The 18,341-nt window shown below is 63.5% G+C and carries 22 protein-coding genes; 10 read left to right on the top strand and 12 right to left on the bottom strand.

Going from position 1 to position 18,341, the window contains the following annotated elements; translation table 11 throughout:
* Positions 1–22: 22 nt before the first annotated feature.
* Positions 23–505 carry a hypothetical protein gene (locus ACVJNE_RS07790; protein ID WP_173188403.1) on the bottom strand — a complete coding sequence of 161 codons (483 nt, stop codon included), beginning with the start codon at positions 503–505 and terminating at the stop codon, positions 23–25.
* 186 nt (positions 506–691) lie between these two features.
* Positions 692–1,147, bottom strand: coding sequence for a hypothetical protein (locus ACVJNE_RS07785; RefSeq protein WP_499564427.1), 456 nt, complete (start codon positions 1,145–1,147; stop codon positions 692–694).
* Positions 1,148–1,362: 215 nt separating this feature from the next.
* Here ACVJNE_RS07785 and ureC point away from each other — a divergent pair, with 215 nt between their 5' ends.
* The 8 genes from ureC to ACVJNE_RS07745 are packed head-to-tail and all read left to right on the top strand — an operon-like array spanning position 1,363 to position 7,139.
* Positions 1,363–3,075, top strand: coding sequence for an urease subunit alpha (gene ureC, locus ACVJNE_RS07780; RefSeq protein ID WP_499564425.1), 1,713 nt, complete (start codon positions 1,363–1,365; stop codon positions 3,073–3,075).
* 35 nt (positions 3,076–3,110) lie between these two features.
* Positions 3,111–3,407, top strand: coding sequence for a putative quinol monooxygenase (locus ACVJNE_RS07775; protein ID WP_379013908.1), 297 nt, complete (start codon positions 3,111–3,113; stop codon positions 3,405–3,407).
* A 29-nt stretch (positions 3,408–3,436) separates the two neighbouring features.
* Positions 3,437–4,036, top strand: coding sequence for a glutathione S-transferase family protein (locus ACVJNE_RS07770; protein WP_444726957.1), 600 nt, complete (start codon positions 3,437–3,439; stop codon positions 4,034–4,036).
* Positions 4,033–4,593, top strand: a complete 561-nt coding sequence (gene ureE / locus ACVJNE_RS07765; protein WP_499564423.1) for an urease accessory protein UreE — start codon at positions 4,033–4,035, stop codon at positions 4,591–4,593. The genes ACVJNE_RS07770 and ureE overlap by 4 nt, the downstream gene beginning before the upstream one ends.
* The gene (locus ACVJNE_RS07760; RefSeq protein ID WP_499564421.1) at positions 4,586–5,254 is read left to right on the top strand and encodes an urease accessory protein UreF; all 669 of its coding nucleotides are present in this window, start codon (positions 4,586–4,588) and stop codon (positions 5,252–5,254) included. Before ureE ends, ACVJNE_RS07760 begins: the two co-directional genes overlap by 8 nt.
* Entirely contained in the window at positions 5,251–5,691 is a 441-nt protein-coding gene (locus ACVJNE_RS07755) for a DUF3995 domain-containing protein (protein ID WP_499564419.1), read from the top strand. Before ACVJNE_RS07760 ends, ACVJNE_RS07755 begins: the two co-directional genes overlap by 4 nt.
* On the top strand, positions 5,688–6,329 hold the full coding sequence (gene ureG / locus ACVJNE_RS07750) for an urease accessory protein UreG (protein WP_499564417.1): 642 nt from the start codon (positions 5,688–5,690) through the stop codon (positions 6,327–6,329). Before ACVJNE_RS07755 ends, ureG begins: the two co-directional genes overlap by 4 nt.
* 39 nt (positions 6,330–6,368) lie before the next feature.
* Positions 6,369–7,139: a class II aldolase and adducin N-terminal domain-containing protein gene (locus tag ACVJNE_RS07745; protein WP_499564415.1), complete on the top strand. Its 771-nt coding sequence runs from the start codon at positions 6,369–6,371 to the stop codon at positions 7,137–7,139.
* Between the two features lie 3 nt (positions 7,140–7,142).
* Here ACVJNE_RS07745 and ACVJNE_RS07740 read toward each other — a convergent pair whose 3' ends face one another.
* From ACVJNE_RS07740 to ACVJNE_RS07725, 4 genes are all read right to left on the bottom strand, one after another.
* Positions 7,143–7,760: a nucleoside triphosphate hydrolase gene (locus ACVJNE_RS07740; RefSeq protein WP_499564414.1), complete on the bottom strand. Its 618-nt coding sequence runs from the start codon at positions 7,758–7,760 to the stop codon at positions 7,143–7,145.
* 24 nt (positions 7,761–7,784) lie between these two features.
* On the bottom strand, positions 7,785–8,471 hold the full coding sequence (locus ACVJNE_RS07735; RefSeq protein WP_499564412.1) for a D-lyxose/D-mannose family sugar isomerase: 687 nt from the start codon (positions 8,469–8,471) through the stop codon (positions 7,785–7,787).
* A gap of 9 nt (positions 8,472–8,480) precedes the next feature.
* A complete protein-coding gene (locus ACVJNE_RS07730) occupies positions 8,481–9,356 on the bottom strand; it encodes a D-alanyl-D-alanine carboxypeptidase family protein (RefSeq protein WP_499564410.1) in 876 nt (291 codons plus the stop codon).
* A gap of 140 nt (positions 9,357–9,496) precedes the next feature.
* Positions 9,497–10,156, bottom strand: a complete 660-nt coding sequence (locus tag ACVJNE_RS07725) for a peroxiredoxin (protein WP_173188410.1) — start codon at positions 10,154–10,156, stop codon at positions 9,497–9,499.
* A 353-nt stretch (positions 10,157–10,509) separates the two neighbouring features.
* Here ACVJNE_RS07725 and ACVJNE_RS07720 point away from each other — a divergent pair, with 353 nt between their 5' ends.
* Entirely contained in the window at positions 10,510–10,917 is a 408-nt protein-coding gene (locus tag ACVJNE_RS07720) for a hypothetical protein (protein WP_173188411.1), read from the top strand.
* Positions 10,918–10,954: 37 nt separating this feature from the next.
* Here ACVJNE_RS07720 and ACVJNE_RS07715 read toward each other — a convergent pair whose 3' ends face one another.
* Entirely contained in the window at positions 10,955–12,544 is a 1,590-nt protein-coding gene (locus ACVJNE_RS07715; protein ID WP_368801505.1) for a peptide chain release factor 3, read from the bottom strand.
* A gap of 183 nt (positions 12,545–12,727) precedes the next feature.
* Between ACVJNE_RS07715 and ACVJNE_RS07710 the strand changes: the two genes are divergently transcribed.
* Positions 12,728–14,623 carry a PhoX family protein gene (locus ACVJNE_RS07710; RefSeq protein WP_499564407.1) on the top strand — a complete coding sequence of 632 codons (1,896 nt, stop codon included), beginning with the start codon at positions 12,728–12,730 and terminating at the stop codon, positions 14,621–14,623.
* Positions 14,624–14,671: 48 nt separating this feature from the next.
* On the opposite strand, the gene ACVJNE_RS07705 is transcribed toward ACVJNE_RS07710, so the two are convergent.
* The 5 genes from ACVJNE_RS07705 to ACVJNE_RS07685 all read right to left on the bottom strand — a co-directional run bounded on the left by ACVJNE_RS07705 (position 14,672) and on the right by ACVJNE_RS07685 (position 18,263).
* On the bottom strand, positions 14,672–15,718 hold the full coding sequence (locus ACVJNE_RS07705) for a DNA alkylation repair protein (protein WP_499564913.1): 1,047 nt from the start codon (positions 15,716–15,718) through the stop codon (positions 14,672–14,674).
* 161 nt (positions 15,719–15,879) lie between these two features.
* On the bottom strand, positions 15,880–16,818 hold the full coding sequence (locus ACVJNE_RS07700; RefSeq protein WP_499564406.1) for a glutaminase: 939 nt from the start codon (positions 16,816–16,818) through the stop codon (positions 15,880–15,882).
* Between the two features lie 52 nt (positions 16,819–16,870).
* Positions 16,871–17,458 (bottom strand): glutathione S-transferase N-terminal domain-containing protein, encoded by a 588-nt coding sequence (locus ACVJNE_RS07695; protein WP_499564404.1) that lies wholly within the window; start codon positions 17,456–17,458, stop codon positions 16,871–16,873.
* Positions 17,458–17,931 (bottom strand): SRPBCC family protein, encoded by a 474-nt coding sequence (locus ACVJNE_RS07690; RefSeq protein ID WP_499564402.1) that lies wholly within the window; start codon positions 17,929–17,931, stop codon positions 17,458–17,460. The genes ACVJNE_RS07695 and ACVJNE_RS07690 overlap by 1 nt, the downstream gene beginning before the upstream one ends.
* Positions 17,931–18,263 carry an ArsR/SmtB family transcription factor gene (locus ACVJNE_RS07685; protein WP_173188414.1) on the bottom strand — a complete coding sequence of 111 codons (333 nt, stop codon included), beginning with the start codon at positions 18,261–18,263 and terminating at the stop codon, positions 17,931–17,933. The genes ACVJNE_RS07690 and ACVJNE_RS07685 overlap by 1 nt, the downstream gene beginning before the upstream one ends.
* Between the last annotated feature and the right edge of the window lie 78 nt (positions 18,264–18,341).

The raw sequence follows: 18,341 nt of genomic DNA, 5'->3' as shown, positions 1-18,341 counted from the left end.
GGCCAGCCCTGCCTTCGTATTATCAGGGCTCGCCGCCCGCGACGAAGATCGTCACGGCGTTCTGGTCGTGAAATTCGAGGGCGATGACGTCGGTGAGCAGGACAGAACGCGAATCGATGGCATGGTAGAAGATCGCGCTACCCTGGATAGCTTCGCGCAGAACGGCGACGTCGTCCTTGTACTCTTCCATCTTCGCCTCGACGGCCGTTTCTTCCTCGCCAAGATCCGGGAGGAAGACGATCTCCACATCATCGATAGAGAACCGCTTGCGCACGTCCGCGGCGTTGTCGGTCGACTTCTCGATCGCCGCCAGAATGCGCTCTTCATCGGCGGCCGTCTTGCTTTCACCCGTCTTCACATCAGAACCGACGATGGTGTCGATGGCCTCCTCCGAATCCAGACCCTGTGCGAGCAGTGCGACATTGGGCGCAGATGCGAGGAGAAAGGCAGTCGCGAATACGGCATGAAGCCAGTTCGGCCTGTCGGAGGCAATCGTGAATGGCAAAAGTCAGGCTCCCTTTCATTTGATCGGGCTGATCGCGCCCGAACCAGACTCATCAATGCGCGACCGGCGCATTTGGTTCAGGCCAAGCCTACACAAACGGTCGGCACAGCGAAACCGACGGATCGTCGCGCATCAGTCGGCCGGCGCGAGATCGAGCTCGCGCCGGCCGATGAAAGTAAGCGACAATCACATCACGTAGACGGTAACCTGACCATCCGCTTCAATCTGGGCCGCAACCACCGCCGAGGTGTCGACGCCCTGGCTGCGAAGTTCCTCGCTGAGCGCCGCATTGGCGCCGATCGAGGTGCGCAGCTCATCCACGCTGTCGCTGTTCTGGCTCACGGCCTGGTCGAGCGCGGCCTGCTCGTGACCTTCCAGATCGCTGACGCTGACAACCTTGACGGTGTCGACCTCGCTCAGCGTACCGATCGCCTGTGCGTTGGACGAGCCGGCGCCGATCGCCGTCAGCGCGGATTCGAAATTCCCATCGATCGCGGCCGTGGTGCCGGTATCGACGTCCGGCATCGTCGTGGTCGCGCCGGCATCGCCGGAGAGGTCCATCTTGCTCTCCGCAAGGGCCGGAGCGGCGAGAACCGAAGCACCCATAAGAGCGGCGGTGGTGAGGCCAAGAATGCGTTTCATGATCGTACCTTTCATTCCGTTCGGGTTTGTCCCTTCTTTCGGAGCGGCCGCGTCGAGGCGGCCACCGGGGAAATGCATGGGCCCGGCTCCGGTTTCATGAACGCAGCGACCTTTTCGGGGTCATTTGGTGGCGGCAATGTGCAAGCCGCCGGACGCCTTCGCCAAATACCTTTTACGGCTCCGCCGACAGCACACTGATCCGAGGAAAACAGCCCATGCCCGCAAGAATCCAGCGCTCCGCCTATGCCCGCATGTTCGGCCCGACCACGGGCGACAAGGTGCGGCTGGCCGACACGGAACTGTTCGTCGAGGTGGAGAAGGACTTCACCGTCTATGGAGAAGAGGTGAAGTTCGGCGGCGGCAAGGTGATCCGCGACGGCATGGGCCAGAGCCAGGCGAGCCGCGCCGACGGCGCCGTCGATACCGTTATCACCAATGCGCTCGTGCTGGACCACACCGGCATATACAAGGCCGATATCGGGCTCAGGGACGGACGCATCGCCGGCATCGGCAAGGCCGGCAATCCGGATACCCAGCCGGGCGTCACCATCGTCGTCGGGCCGGGCACCGAAGCAATCGCCGGCGAAGGCAGGATCCTGACGGCCGGCGGCTTCGACGCGCATATCCACTTCATCTGTCCGCAGCAGATCGAGGAGGCGCTGATGTCGGGCGTAACCACGATGCTGGGCGGCGGCACCGGCCCGGCCCATGGCACGCTGGCGACGACCTGCACGCCCGGCCCTTGGCATCTCGGGCGGATGATCCAGTCGTTCGACGCGTTTCCGATGAACCTCGGCCTGTCGGCCAAGGGCAACGCATCGCTGCCGGCCGCACTGGAGGAGATGATCCTCGGCGGGGCCTGCGCGCTGAAGCTTCATGAGGACTGGGGCACGACACCGGCGGCGATCGACAACTGCCTTTCGGTCGCGGACGACTACGACGTGCAGGTGATGATCCACACCGACACTCTCAACGAGAGCGGCTTCGTCGAGGATACGGTCGCGGCCTTCAAGGGCCGCACGATACATGCCTTCCACACAGAGGGCGCGGGCGGCGGCCATGCGCCGGACATCATCAAGGTGTGCGGGCTTTCAAACGTGATCCCCTCATCCACCAACCCGACCCGCCCCTATACCCACAACACCATCGCCGAGCATCTCGACATGCTGATGGTGTGCCACCACCTCTCGCCTTCGATTCCCGAGGACATCGCATTCGCCGAAAGCCGCATCCGCAAGGAAACGATCGCGGCGGAGGACATCCTGCACGACATGGGCGCATTCTCGATCATCTCGTCGGACAGCCAGGCGATGGGCCGCGTCGGCGAGGTCATCATCCGCACCTGGCAGACCGCGGACAAGATGAAGCGCCAGCGCGGCGCGCTGAAGGAGGAGAGCGGCGACAACGACAATTTCCGCGCCCGCCGCTACATCGCCAAATACACCATCAACCCGGCGATCGCCCACGGGATCAGCCACGAGATCGGCTCGATCGAAGTCGGCAAGCGCGCCGATCTCGTCTTGTGGAATCCGGCATTCTTCGGCGTGAAGCCGGACATGGTGCTGATCGGCGGCTCGATCGCGGCCGCGCCGATGGGCGATCCCAACGCCTCGATCCCGACGCCGCAGCCGGTGCACTATCGCCCCATGTTCGCGGCGTATGGCAAGGCGGTCACCAACTCGTCCGTTACCTTCGTCAGCCAGGCTGCGCTCGACTTCGATCTCGGCAGGAGGCTGGGTGTCGAGAAGAACATGGTGGCCGTCGCGAATACGCGCGACGGCATCGGCAAGCACTCGATGGTGCTCAACGATGCTACTCCGTATGTCGAGGTCGATCCGGAGACCTACGAGGTGCGCGCCGATGGTGAACTGCTTACCTGCGAGCCCGCGACCGTGCTGCCGATGGCGCAACGCTATTTTCTGTTCTAGCGTGCCGGCCGAAATGCACAGGGAGGCTGCCAGCCATGATCTACGTCGTCGCCACGCTCACCATCAAGCCCGGTTCACTGGAGGCTCTGCGCGAACCCGCAGCAGCCTGCATGGCAGAAACCCGCAAGGAGAAGGGCTGCATCTCCTACGAGTTGTTCGCAAGCCTCGCAGACCCCGAGAAACTGGTCTTCATCGAGCAGTGGGAGACGCGCGAGGACCTCACCGCCCATTCGAAGCAGCCGCATCTCCTCGCCTGGCGCGATGCCAGCGCGCCGCACCTCGTCGAACGCCGGATCGAGATTGTGCATCCCGAGCGAATCGAGCAGTTCTGAAGCGCTCGCAACGCAAGGGAGGACAAAGCATGTACCAGGCCGTCGGATCGCCGGGTTCCCGCCTCATCCGGGTCACCTGGATGCTGGAGGAGCTCGGCCAGCCCTACAGCATTCTCAAGGTCAAGCAGCACACTGACGAGATGCGCCGCTACAATCCCTCGGGCAAGGCGCCCGCGCTGATCGATGGCGACGTGGTGGTCACGGATTCCGCGGCGATCTGCGCCTATCTCGCCGAAAAGCATCCCGAGAAAGGCATGGCGCCGCAGACGCCGGCCGAGCGCGCCCACCTCAACGCCTGGCTTTTCTTCGCCCAGTCGGAACTCGAGGCGCCGCTGTGGAACAAGCTTAAGCACCGCATGCTGCTGGCCGAGGAAGAGCGGGTCGATGTCGGACCCTGGACGACAGCGGAATTCACCCGCGAGATACGCGCGCTGGAATTGCGTCTCGGCGAGCACGAATACGCCATGGGCGACCGCTTCACCGCTGCTGACGTGATTCTCGGCCATTGCGGGCAGTGGGCACGCAGCGCCCGCTTCGACGTGGCCTCGGACCGGGTCAATGCCTATTTCGACAGGGTGCTTGCCCGCCCCGCACTGGCGCGTGCGAAAGCCCGCGAGGAGGCCGCGTGAAGCTGCAGATCAATCAGGATTTCACCAAGCTGCCGCGCGCAGGCGCGTTTGTCCGCGCGGCCGAGGCGGCAACCGGCACGGCGCCGTTCGACAGCGTTGTGCTTGTACATGACGAGCGCCATCTGCGCCGGCGGGTGGTCGAGCTTGCCGGCGGCGAAAAGGTGCTGGTCGACCTGCCGGAGCCCACGGCGCTGGAAGACGGCGACCTGTTGGTGCTCGACGATAGCCGCACGGCGCGGATCGTCGCGGCCGAGGAGGAGGTCTACGAGATTGCCCCTCGCAATGCGCTGCACCTTGCCGAATTGTGCTGGCACATCGGCAATCGCCATCTCGCCGCGCAGATCGAGACCGGGCGCATTCTCATCCTGCGCGACCATGTCATCAAGGCGATGCTGGAAGGGCTCGGCGCGACGGTCAAGGACGTCGTTGCGCCCTTCAACCCCGTGCGCGGCGCCTATTCCGGCCATTCGCACGGACACGACCACCATCATCATGGCGAAGCCGACAAATTCGGACGCCTTCCCGGCGACCCGCATTACGGGCACAACCATGCCTGAACGCGGGACGGCGTCGCTGCTGCGACTGATGGCATGGCTGTCGCCGGCATTTCCCGTCGGATCGTTCAGCTACAGCCACGGCCTGGAGCGCGCCGTTCATGACGGGTTGGTCGAAACCGGAGCCGACCTCGCCGAGTGGATCGCCACCTTGCTGGCCGAGGGTTCCGGCTGGAACGACGCGGTGCTGCTGGCAGAGAGCTTTCGCCTTTCCGCCAACGGGGCTTCGCTAATCGACGTCGCCGAACTTGCCGAAGCGATGGCCGGCTCCGCAGAACGGCATCTGGAATCGACGCTCCAGGGTGCGGCCTTCCTCACATCGGCGGCAGCATGGCAACCAGACGTTGCCGATCGTTTGCCAGCCAATTGCCCCTATTGCGTCGCCGTCGGCGCCGTGGCCGGGGCACAGGGCGTGCCCTTGGAAAGCGCGCTTGCCGCATATCTCCAGGCCTTCGCATCGAACATGATCCAGGCCGCGATCCGGCTATCGGTCATCGGCCAGAGCGACGCGGTCGCAATACTCGCCGGGCTCGAAACGACGGTGGCGCAAACCGCCGCGCGTGCCTCACTCTCCTCGCTCGACGATCTGGGTTCGGCGACGCTCGTCGTCGAGATCGCGGCGATGAACCACGAAACGCAATATTCGCGACTGTTTCGCTCATGACCCTGGTCGCCGCCCTCATTGCGCTGGTGCTGGGCCTGCTTGCTGCGCTGCATGTCTACTGGGGCCTTGGTGGGGTCTGGCCGGGAACGGACGAGAAATCCTGCGCGCGGGCCGTTGCCGGCTTCAAGGGCATCGATCGCATGCCCTCGCCGCCTGCGGCTTTTGGCGTGGCAGCCGCACTTGCCGTCGCGGCCCTGATCGCGCTGGCTCTGGCCGGCATCGTCACATTGCCGCTGCCGGCCGCACTCATATGGCTGGGCGGGCTTGGCGCCGCCCTCGTCTTCCTGGGACGCGGCATCGCCGGATTCACACCCGCCTGGCGGCGGATCACGCCGGAAATGCCGTTCGCCCGCAACGACCGGCTTTATTTCTCACCGCTCTGCCTGCTGATCGGTGCGGGCTTAACCCTCCTGCTCTTTCAAGGAGTAGCCACATGACCTCACCCAACGGCCCCTTGCGCATCGGCATTGGCGGACCGGTCGGTTCCGGCAAGACGACGCTGACAGAAAAGCTCTGCAAAGCGCTGCGCGACGATTTCTCGATCGCCGTCATCACCAACGACATCTACACCAAGGAAGACGCTCTGATGCTGGCGCGGCTTCAGGCGCTCCCGGAAGACCGCATCATGGGGGTGGAGACTGGCGGCTGCCCGCACACCGCCATCCGGGAGGATGCCTCGATCAACCTGCAGGCGATCGCCGAGATGCGCGGAAAATTTCCCGATCTCGACATCGTCTTCATCGAATCGGGTGGCGACAATCTGGCGGCAACTTTCTCACCTGACCTCGCCGACATCACCCTCTACGTAATCTCGGTCTGCCAGGGCGAGGAGATCCCGCGCAAGGGCGGGCCGGGCATCACCCGCTCCGACTTCCTGGTCATCAACAAGTCCGACCTCGCGCCCTATGTGAACGTTAATCTCGACGTGATGACGGACGATGCAGGACGGATGCGCAAGGGCAAGCCTTTCGGCTTCACCGACCTATCGCGCGGACGCGGCCTCGACGCCGTCGTGGGCTTTATTCTTGAGCAGGGTGGCCTGGAACCGGCCCGGAAGGTTGCGGCAGAGGCCTGATCGGGCCATGCTTGCGCCGAACCAGCGGAGCATCCCGAAATGAGCGTCACCCAGCTTTCCGAACGCAACCGGTCGAACCTTCCGTTTCAGGAAGAGCGCGTCGATCTCGCGGCGGCCTTTCGCTGGACCGCCCGGTTGAACATGCACGAGGCCGTGGCCAATCACTTTTCGCTGGCGGTGAACGAAAAGGGCACGCAGCTTCTCATCAATCCGAACCAGATGCATTTCTCGCGCATCCGGGCGAGTGATCTCTTGTTGATCGACGCCGACGATCCCGAAACGATGAACCGGCCGCACGCGCCCGACCCGACCGCGTGGGGCCTGCACGGCGCGATCCACCGCAACTGCCCGCATGCGCGCTGCGTGATGCATGTCCATTCCGTGCACGCCACGGTGCTTGCCTCGCTTGCCGACTCGCGGCTGCCGCCCATCGACCAGAATTCAGCGACGTTCTTCGACCGCGTGGTGGTCGATGAGCATTATGGCGGCCTCGCCTTCGAGGAGGAGGGCGAACGCTGCTCCAGGCTTTTCGCCGATCCGAAGGTCAAGGTGATGGTGATGGGCAATCACGGCGTGCTGGTCATCGGCGACACTGTGGGCGATACGTTCGACCGACTCTATTATTTCGAGCGCGCCTGCGAGACCTATATCAAGGCCCTTTGGACAGGCAGGCCGCTGCGTATCCTTTCCGACACGGTCGCCGAAACGGTGGCCAGCCAGATGGACCGCTATCCCGTCGACAGTGCCGGCCGCCATCTGCAGGAGCTCAGGCTTATCCTCGACGAGGAGGGCTCGAACTACAACGCCTGACTATCAGCCGTTCCTGATGGTCTTGTCGGGTGGACGGCGGGAGGCGAGCACGCGCTCGGCATTGGGCAGGTCGTTGGAGAACACACGATTGCGCGCCTCCTCCTGGGAATGCCCGTGGTCCAGCCAGCGCTGCACCAGCCGACGTTCGAGTTCCTGCATCGGCACATCGAGCCAGACGGAGTAGTCGAAAAGCGGCCCAAGCCCATACCAGGGGCTTTCGTCGAGCAGCAGGTAGTTGCCCTCCGCGAGAACGAACCGGGCCTCCGCCGGCACAATCGCCGCGCCTGCGCGGGCAAGATCGGCCTTGCGATCGAACAGTGGCACGGTCACATCCCCATCGGCACCGCGCAGGCGTTCCAGCAGATGGCGCAGGCCATCGAAATCGAAGGTTTCCGGCGCCCCCTTGCGGGCCCGCAAACCGCGGGCATCCAGCACCGCGTTGTCATAGTGGAAGCCGTCCATCGGTACGGTCACGGCCGTTCCTTCGGGCAGCAAGGGCATCAACGCTTCCGCGAAGGTCGACTTTCCCGAACCCGGCGGCCCGGCGATCGCCACCACAATCCGCTTTCGGCCGGCGACCTTGCGAAACAGCGTTGCCGCCAGATGGGCGATCTCCGACATGGCCTCCTCCGTGTGGCCTGCTCGTCAGTCGAGCCACCTTCGATAGTCCGAGACGAGCAGGTGGGTCGGCTCGACGTCTTCATCGATCTTCGAGAAACGCTTGATCGGCTCCGCAAAGACGTTGTCGGTCTCGTCGTCGTTGACGGTGGAGACCTCGCCGATCAGCACGTCATCGCCCTCGGCCCAGAAGGCGTGCCAGACGCCGGGCAGCAGCGTCACGCTCTCGCCGGGATGGAGCTTAAGGATGCCGCCGGGTTCCAGCGTGCGCACCACACCGTCGGTGGGCACCTTAACCTCGGCCGTCTTGTCGATCGAGCCGTCTGGCGCAGACATGTAGAGCTTGAGCGCCAGCTTGCCGCCGCCCCGGTTGATGATGTCCTCGGCCTTGACGTCATGGCGATGCATCGGCGCGAGCTGGTCCTTGCGCGAAATCATGATCTTCTCGGCATAGAGCATGCCCCGGCCGTGGGCCAGGTCGGCTGCGTTGCCATTGCGCACGGTAAACAGGAACAGGCCGGTCGAGGCAAAATCGCCCGTGCCGTAGTCGGTGATGTCCCAGCCGAGGCGCGCATCGACAATGCCGCCGATCCCGGCGCGCCGCGCCTTCATCTCCTCAGGCGACCAGTAGGCGAATGGCGGCAGCACATAACCGTGGGACCGGATGAAGGCATCCGCATCGGCAAGGATGGAATTCACTTCAGACCGCTTCATCATGTCTCCTCAGCGCGAGGCGCTCGCCTGCGACGCGCGCGGCATATAGACCTCGATCAACTGTTCCATATGTTCGTTGCGGACGGCCGCGCTTTTGCCGCCCATTACAATGGCGACGATGCGCCGCCCGCCGCGCCCGACCGACGTTGCCAGGTTGAAGCCGGACGCGCGGATATAGCCGGTCTTGAGCCCGTCAACGCCCGCAACCCGCCCCAGCAGGTCGTTGTGGCCGCGAATGACCTTGCCGGCATAGGCAAACTCGCGGTTGCTGAAATAGTGATAGTAATGGGGAAAGCGCTTGCGCAACGACATGGCAAGGATCGCCATGTCGTACGCGGTTGTCTGCTGCTCGGCGTCCGGCAGGCCGGAGGCGTTGCGGAACGTTGTCGAGCGCATGCCCAGCGAACGCGCCTTGGCCGTCATCATCGCAGCGAAGCGTTCCTCCGTGCCGCCGAGATGCTCCCCAACGGCCGAAGCGACGTCATTGGCGGACCTCACGCAAAGCGCAAGGATCGCCGAGCGAACGTCTATGCTCCCGCCCTTCTTCAAACCGAGCTTGGACGGCGGTCGCCCGGCTGCGTAGGCGGAAACCGGTATGCTCGTCATCACGTTGAGCTGCCCGCTGTCCATAGCCTCAAACAGCATGTAGAGCGTCATCATCTTGGTGAGCGACGCAGGGTAGCGCGGCTCGCGGGCGTTGTCTTCGTAAAGAACCCGCCCGCTATTGGCATCAACGACGATGGCCGCGTATTTCTCCGACGGCAGCGGTGCCACAGCCGATTGCATGACGGTCTGCGTCGTGCAACCCGCCAGAAACACGAATGCCGCCATGATGATGGCGGCGCGGCGCGTGATGCCCGTTACGGCACGAGTTGCGGCTTGCAATAGGTCCCCCGAGTGATCGATCCGGCAATGTCTGACGGTTTCGGATCATGCCCGAGCCTGTCCGCCATCGCAATCCCGTCACAGAAACGACGGCGATGGCATCCATCGCCGCCGTATTCATGACCTGGCGCTTGCGCAAGTCAGGCCGAGGGCTGCTTGGTCTTGCGCAGATAGGGCAGGATCGTCTCGTAGGAGCCGAAACGCTTGGTGGCGTCCTCGTTGGAAACCGCTGCGGTGATGATCACGTCCTCGCCCTGCTTCCAGTTGGCCGGCGTCGCCACCTGATGCTTGGCCGTAAGCTGGATCGAATCGATCGCGCGCAGGATTTCGTCGAAATTGCGCCCGGTGGTCATCGGGTAGGTGAGCACCAGCTTGATCTTCTTGTCGGGGCCGATCACGTAGACCGAGCGCACGGTGGCGTTGTCGGCCGGCGTGCGGCCCTCCGCGCTGTCACCGGCGTCGCTCGGCAGCATGTCGTAGAGCTTTGCGACCTTCAGGTCCTTGTCGCCGATCAGCGGGTAGTCGACAGCGAAACCCGTAGCCGTCCGGATGTCGTCTTTCCACTTGGCGTGGCTTTCGACGGGATCGACCGAGATACCGATGATCTTGACGCCGCGCTTGCGGAACTCGCCCTCAAGACCGGCCATCGTGCCAAGTTCCGTCGTGCAGACGGGCGTGAAGTTCTTCGGATGAGAGAACAACACGGCCCAGCCGTCGCCGATCCAGTCGTGAAAGCTGATCTGTCCCTGCGTTGTGTCGGCCGTGAAATCCGGTGCGGTATCGTTGATGCGAAGGCCCATGGCGTTTCTCCTCAATGGCTGTTGTGCTGATCATAATGCAATGGCAGCGCAAGACGAGAGTTGACGCGGCAAATTGCGACGATTTGTAGAACGGAACGAGCGATTATGCCGTCCGTTCAGGAATGGTTTGCTCAGCATTGACTTAGCTGAAGGGCATACCGCATCTGGACAATCAATCCACCAAAAATAGTCGTCCACCCGCACCCGGCCCGATTGTCGCGAAAGCGGGATAGGCGTAGATTTGGCGCATCGGCTGGAGTGGCAGTACAGGCCGAACGCTATTGCGTTGCGATCACACGGCCTCGACCATCAGAGGTGCAAAGGATCGCCCCTGCTGCCATTTGGGGAACATCATGCCATTTCTTGCTACGCTGTATTTTCGCACGGCCATCCTCTTTCTCATCATAGGTATCGGCATCGGCCTTCACATGTCGATCTCGGGCAACCACGGGGTCATGGGCGCGCACGCCCATCTCAACCTGCTCGGCTGGGTGACTTCGGCGCTGTTCGGCACCTATTACGCGGTCAACCCGCTCAAGGCCGCCGGCAGGCTGCCCTTGCTGCAATACGCCATCTACGTGATCGGCATCGTGATCATGATCCCCGCGCTCTACGTCCTGCTTGCAGGCAATCCGGGCGCGGAACCCATCGTGGCCATGGGGTCGCTGATCGTGTTTGCCGGCGTTCTGCTGTTCGGCTGGATCATCTTCAGCGGGGACGGTGTCGCCAGGGCAACAGGCATGCGCCAGCCGGCTGAGTAGCCACGCCCCCGCGCAGGGCATTCAATGCTGTCTTCGGCTACGCCGCGTCGCGGACCTGATAGTCCTTGATCGCAGCGAAGCGGATTTGTTTCCACCGTTCGGCCTCGTAGTTGAGGCCGAATTCGTGTGGGGCCAGGAAGACCGGATCGCCGTCGAGATCGCGGGCGATGTCGCCGCGATGCGCCTCGACGAAACGCTCAAGCTCCGCCCTGCTGTCGGCCGAGATCCAGCGGCAGACGGTGAAGCGCGCCATCTCGAAGTCGACGGGCAGTCCGTATTCGACGTTCAGGCGCTCCTTGAGCACGTCGAGCTGCAGTGCGCCGACCACGCCGACCATGGCAGGCGAGCCATCGTCGGGTGAAAATAGCTGAACGACCCCTTCCTCGGCCATCTGCTGCAAGGCTTCCTTCAATTTCTTCGCCTTCATCGGGTCGCCGAGCCGTACGCGGCGCAGGATTTCCGGCGCGAAGTTCGGAACGCCGCGGAACAGGATTTCCTCGCCCTCGGTCAGCGTGTCACCGATGCGCAGCGTGCCGTGATTGGGGATGCCCACAACGTCGCCGGCATAGGCCTCGTCGGCGGTTATGCGCGACCGGGCAAAGAAGAACTGCGGCGCGGACAGGCTCATCGCCTTGCCGGTGCGTACCAGCTTGGCCTTCATCCCGCGCTGCAGCGTTCCCGAACACACGCGCACGAAGGCGATGCGGTCGCGGTGGTTGGGGTCCATGTTGGCCTGAATCTTGAAGACGAAGGAGGTCATCTTGCCCTCGGTCGCCTCGACGCGGCGTGAATCCGCCTCTTGGGCACGCGGTGCGGGGGCCCATGCGCCCAGCGCCTCGATCAGGTCGCGCACGCCGTAATTGCGCAGCGCCGAGCCGAAGAAGACCGGCGTCAGGTGTCCTTCGCGGAATGCGGCAAGATCGAACGGCCTGCAGGCCTCCCGCGCCAGCTCCAGCTCCTCGATAAAGGCCGGCCGCTCGTTTTCAGGCAGCAGCCCCGCGACGCGATTGGAATCCGGACCGTTGACCTTGGTGCGCTCGACCTCGTCGTCGCCGCGCCGGACGGCATTGTCTGCAAGGTGGTAGGTACCGGAGAAAGTTTTGCCCTGACCAATCGGCCAGGTGATCGGCGCGGTGTCGAGCGCCAGCTTCTGCTCGATTTCATCGAGGATCTCGAAAGTGTCGCGCGCCTCGCGGTCCATCTTGTTGACGAAGGTAACGATCGGAATGTCGCGCAGCCGGCAGACCTCGAACAGCTTGAGCGTGCGCGGCTCGATGCCCTTGGCGGCGTCGATGACCATGACGGCCGAATCCACCGCCGACAGCGTGCGGTAGGTATCGTCGGCGAAGTCCTCGTGGCCCGGCGTGTCGAGCAGGTTGTAGACGTTGTCGCCATATTCGAACGTCATCACCGAGGTGACGACGGAGATGCCACGTTCGCGCTCGATCTTCATCCAGTCGGAACGCGTCTGGATCTTGTCCTTCTTCGCTTTCACCTCGCCGGCAAGCTGGATCGCGCCGCCGAACAGCAGCAGCTTTTCGGTCAGCGTCGTCTTGCCCGCGTCGGGGTGCGCAATGATTGCGAAGGTGCGGCGGCGCGACACCGCCTTTTCGATCGTTTCGGCCATGTGAAGAGGTTCCTTCGGTCGGCGGGCTTATAGCTGCGGCGTCGAGCCATGTCGAGAAAAGCCGACTGCACTTTTCATCGGGCTGTCATCAATCTGTGTGGCCGGCCGGGTAGGCAAACACAACAAGCTCCGGCGTACGCGCCGAGCTTCGTTGCAAGCCACCAGATACGAAGGGAGCCAACTATGACCGACACGAAGCATGAAAGACCGACATTCGACGAGTGGGACGAGATCAACTTCCCGCGTCCGGAGGAAAACGAGTTCGACCGCGTCGTGGAACGGGCAATCTCGCGGCGCGGCTTTCTGGGCGGCGTGCTCGCCTTCGGATCGGGCGCGGCCGTCATGGGTGCCGGCATTCTCAATTCCCTTCCCGCCCGTGCGGCACAGGATTCGCGCTTTGCCTTCAAGCCGATCCCGATTTCCACCGACAACACGGTGCATGTACCGGAAGGTTATAGCTGGCAGCGTCTGGTAAGCTGGGGCGACCCGCTGTTTTCCGGCGTGGCAGAGCTTGACCATGCGACCGGCGGTTCCGTTGCCGATGCCGACAAGATTTTCGGCGAGAACACGGACGGCATGGAGCTGTTCGTGATCGGCGGCAAGCAGGTCATCGCGGTCAACCACGAATACACCAATAACGACATCAACCTGCCCGGGGCCACGGACGGCGTACCACGCGACGCGCAGGACGTGTTGAAGCTGCAGAACCTGCAAGGGGTTGCCGTCTTCGAGATCAGCGAAACCGACGGCAACTGGTCCGTGGTCAAGGACAGCCCGTTCAACCGTCGCATTACGCACAACACGCCGATGCGCATCGCGGGGCCGGCCGCCGGCCACGACCTGATGAAGACCGAGGCCGATCCGACCGGCACGGAAAGCCTTGGCACCTTCAACAATTGCGGTTCCGGCAGGACACCCTGGGGCACCTATCTGACCTGCGAGGAAAACTTCAACGGCTATTTCGGCGCCACGGGAGACACCCAGCTCGAAGGGCTGACCGCCGAAGGCTACAAGCGCTATGGCATTGCCCCGGAAGGCTGGGGCTACGACTATCACAAATGGGATGCGCGCTTCGACACGTCGAAGAACCCCCACGAACCGCACCGCGCCGGCTGGATCGTCGAGATCGACCCTACCGACGCGGCAAGCACGCCTGTAAAGCGCACCGCGCTCGGCCGCATCAAGCACGAGAACGCCGCCGCAACGCTCGCGCCCGACGGTCGTGTGGTCGTCTATATGGGCGACGACGAGCGCGGCGAGTTCATCTACAAATTCGTCTCGCGCGACATCTATGTGCCGGGCGGCGACACCTCGACGCTGCTGGACGAAGGCCAGCTCTACGTGGCCCGCTTCGACGATGACATGACGGGCAAATGGATTGCCCTGACGCCGGAAGCAACCGGCATGTCGGCGGCCGAAATCGCCATCTTCACGCGCACCGCCGGCTCGCGGGTCAACGCGACGACGATGGACCGGCCAGAATGGGTCGCTGTGAACCCGCTCGCCTGCGAAGCCTATTGCGCGCTGACCAACAACAGCCGCCGCGGCGTCAGGGCCAATGCAGGCGGCGACTGGACGCCGGTCGGCGGGCCGAACCCACGCGAGGCCAACGAATACGGCCAGATCGTTCGCTGGCGCCCAGCCGATGACGACCATGCGTCGGACACGTTCGAATGGGACCTCTACGTCATGGCCGGCAACCCGACCGTTCACGAAGGGCCTTATGCGGGCTCCGAGAACGTCAACGAAGGCAACCTCTTCAACTCGCCCGACGGTATGGCGATCGATTCCACCGGGCTGATCTGGATCCAGACCGATGGCGACGATTCCAACGAAGGCGAGTTCGCGGGACAGGGCAACAACCAGATGCTGGCCGGCGACCCTGTCACGGGACGCATCGAACGCTTCCTGACCGGCCCGAACGGATCCGAGGTGACGGGTCTTTGCTGGTCGGCAGACAGGCGCACGATGTTCGTCGGAATCCAGCATCCGGCCGCACCCTTCCCGGACGGCGAGGGCAAACTGCCGCGCTCCTCGATCATCGCGATCAAGCGCGACGACAACGCTCCCGTCGGCTGACCCAGCCAGCCTTGGGCGCGTCCCCGCGCGCCCAAGGCAGCCGGTCTTTTAAAGCGTCAGATCGAACCCGCCTTCGGCTACAGTTTCGCCGTTCAGCATCAGCTCGACCTTGTGAAAACCTGCATTGTGGGTGCGGGTAGTGAAGTCGCGGATTGTCTGGGAGATGGACAGCGGCTGCGTCGCACCCGGCTCGAGCGCGAAGGTCTTGAGCTTGAAGACCTTGCGGGAGGCCGCACCGTTCTTCTTCACATAATGAACGGCATAGTCTGCAACGACCTGCTGCGTCTCGTGCGCTTGCGAAACGACGGTTGCGGATATGGCGAGGCGGTCGCCGAGCTTGAGGCGCGGCGGCGTCACCGCAAAACCTTCCACGCGCGCGTCGACCTTTTCGGCCGCCCCAACGAGTGCCAGCGCAGCGCGGTCGCCCTTCTTGATCAGGGTGCGCAGGGCCTGCCTGACGATCCACCGCGTACGTTCATCCTCTTGCGGCCAGCCCGCCAATTTATCGACAAGCCAGGCAGGATGGTCCTTGCTGATGTCGTTGAGGTGGTTGGCGACGGATTTGCGAACGTAGAGGCTTGGATCGCTCTTCAACGCCTCCAGGATCGGCCATGTGAGCGACGGGTCCGCGACGATCGGCCTGAGCTGGAACGACCATGGCAGGCGCGGCCGCGCCCCCTCGCTGGCTAGCCTGCGGACGTGTTCGTTCCCGTCGAGCGACCATTCCCGCATTACCGACAACGTGCGGTGAAGGTCGTGTTGCAGGAAATGCCGGATGGCGAATTCCGCCGAGCCATACCGTGTGAACAGCTTCAACGCGTCCATCGAGCGGTCGAAATCCTCAAGGCCCCGCACGATGACGAATTCACACAGTGTGATCGATGCAAAGCCATGCCTGATACGCGGCGCGAGTGCCGAGAGAATTTCCAATGCCCGCTCATAGTCGGACGGCAGTGTTGCCTCGAAAGCGTCCGCCGCCAGCCGCATGCGCTGCATGATGCCGAGATCGTCGAGCCCGGTGGTGGCGAGCGTCTCGAACCGATCCGCATCGAAATCCGGCCAGATGGTCTTCGTATCCTCGGCGAACCGGCGCATGCGCGCGCGGTCGAATATTTCCTTCAGCGCGGCGGCAGCCGGTTGATCGTTCACGTAAGCACCCGTGTGTTTCGTCAGATGCCGCGACCATAGACGCTACTCCCTGACGGATGCTGTCAGGAGGTGACGAAATCCACAGCACCTTGCACGATACGCAGATGTCAGCCGAACACAGACCAGCCCATGCGCTCGGCCAACTGCTCCAGCGCGAGCGTGCCGAGAAGCGAATTCCCGTTGTCGTCCAGTCCCGGCGACCACACGCCGATGGATGCAACACCGGGGGCGATAGCCAGAATGCCGCCGCCGACGCCACTTTTCGCCGGCAGGCCAACTCGGAAGGCGAACTCGCCCGATCCGTCATACTGCCCGCATGTCAGCATCAGCGAATTGACGCGGCGTGCCAGCATTCGCTGCTGGTCGGTCGGTTTGTCGCCGCCATCCATCAGGTAGCGGCCAGCGAGCGCGAGCTGTCGCGCGGAAAGGGCGATCGCGCACTGGCTTACATAAGGCTTCATCACCGCCTCGACCTCGTGGTTGAGGTTGCCGAACGACTTGCACAGATTGGCCATGGCGCGGTTGTTGAATCCGGATGAGGATTCCTTGTCGAACACCTTGCGGTCGATGCCTACATCCTCGCCGATCTGGTCGGCAAGGAATTCGCGCACCGTCTTGTGCGTATCGCTCTTTGCCGAAATGTCGAGCAGCATGTCAGACACGACGATCGCGCCGGGATTGATGAACGGGTTGCGCGGAATGCCCTTCTGGCGCTCCAGATCGACAATGGAATTGAACGGATCACCGGACGGTTCCCGGCCGACCCGTTTCCAGACGTCGTCGCCGAAAGCCTGCAACGCAAGCGTGAGCCCGAAAACCTTGGAGATGCTCTGGATTGCGAAAGGCTCGTCGGCTTCTCCGCCTGTCACCGTAGCGCCACCGTCGGTGACGACCGCTATGCCGAAGCGGTCGGTATCGATCTCGGCAAGGCCCTCGATGTGGTCTGCGGCCTTGCCGAAGCGTTCGATCACGCCCATGCGGCCGACGACTTCTTCGACCGCGCTTTCGAGTTCCTTGAGTTCGACTTTCACGCCGCGCTTCGCCATTGCCTTCTCCGGTTGGTCCGGAGCGCAACGCGCAGCGAGGCGTTTCGATCCGTCAGGCGGGGAGCCCCTCCGCCCGGAGCGCCGCCTGTACGGCAGGGCGCGCCTCCACCCTGGCAGCGAAATCCAGGAGCCGACTATCGACTTCGTAACCGAAATCGCGCGCCCAGCGCACCATAACGTAGAACAGCGCGTCCGCGCCGCTGAAGACGTCGCCGAACAGGTAGTCGCCCTCAATCCGCCCGGCCAGATAGGTGAGACGGGCAACGATCGCCTCCCGCGCAGCCTGCTTTTCAGTCTCGGCGGGCGAGAACATCGAGCGCATGAACGGCCGATGGACCTCGGTGGCGAGAAAGGCGAGCATCTCGATATTGCGCGCCCGTCCGAGCGGACCGGGAGGGGTGAGCGCTGGAGCCTGGTCCGACACCCAGCCGATAATGGCGACGTTCTCCGTCAGCACGGAGCCGTCATCGAACTCGAGGGCCGGCACATAGCCCTTGGGATTGACCGCAGTGAAATCGTCACCATGCTCGGTCGTGCGTGTGCGCAGGTCGACCTTTACCGGCTCGACGGTGATGCGAGCCTCGGCCAGCGCGATGTGATCGGCAAGGCTGCAGGCGCCGGGGGTGAGATAGAGCTTCATCACGCCGCCCTGCCGCTTTCGAGATAGGTTTCGAGGCCGTCCAGCGATTCGTTCCAGCCCTCCGCATGGCCATCGCGCGATGCATCGCTGAGGAAGAACGCCTGATGGAACGTCAGCCGGGTCTTGCCGTCTTCGACCGGCTCGAGGGTGATCGTCACCACCGTCTCGTGTTCGCTGTTGCCGGCCTCATCCTGCCAGGCGTGCGTGAAGACGATCTTCTCCGGGGGCGTGAGTTCGCGGTAGACGCCGCCGACCCAGTGGTCGGTGCCGTCCGGCGCACGAAGGCAGGAGCGGTAGCTGCCGCCAGGCCTGACATCGGCTTGTGAATGCGGAACGGTGAAGCCTTTCGGGAAGAACCAGTTCTTCATGTGCTCTTCCTGCGTCCAGCAGGCGTAGATCAGCTCGCGGGGCGCATCGAGGACCCGCTTGATCGTCAGTTCGGGCCGGGCTTGGGCTTGTGTCGAGGCATTCATCAGCGGTCTCCCTTCTGGATTTCCTTGAGGTAGTCGTCGAGCTGGTCGAGGTTTTCTTCCCAATAGCGCCGGTAGTCTTCCAGCCATCCGGCGAGGTCGCGAAGCGGATCGGGTCGCAGCCGGCGCGGCCGGAACTGCGCTTCGCGTCCCTGCTCGACCAACCCCGCCCGCTCCAGAACCCGCAGATGCTTGGACACGGCCGGCATGCTCATCTGGAATGGTTCCGCCAGTTGCGAGACCGTTGCCTCGCCACGCGACAGCCTGGCGAGGATGGCCCTGCGCGTCGGATCGGCGAGGGCTGAAAGCGTGAGGCTCAGTGGATCGTTTGGCATCTATTGAACCATCTGGTTATTTAACTTTGTGGTTCAATACATTTCGCAACCTATAGAGTCAACCCCCTGTCAGTCACC

Source organism: Mesorhizobium sp. DxT, from assembly GCF_058448885.1.
The sequence above is the reverse complement of the archived record's forward strand: the minus strand, read 5'-3'. Positions and strand labels throughout refer to the sequence as shown.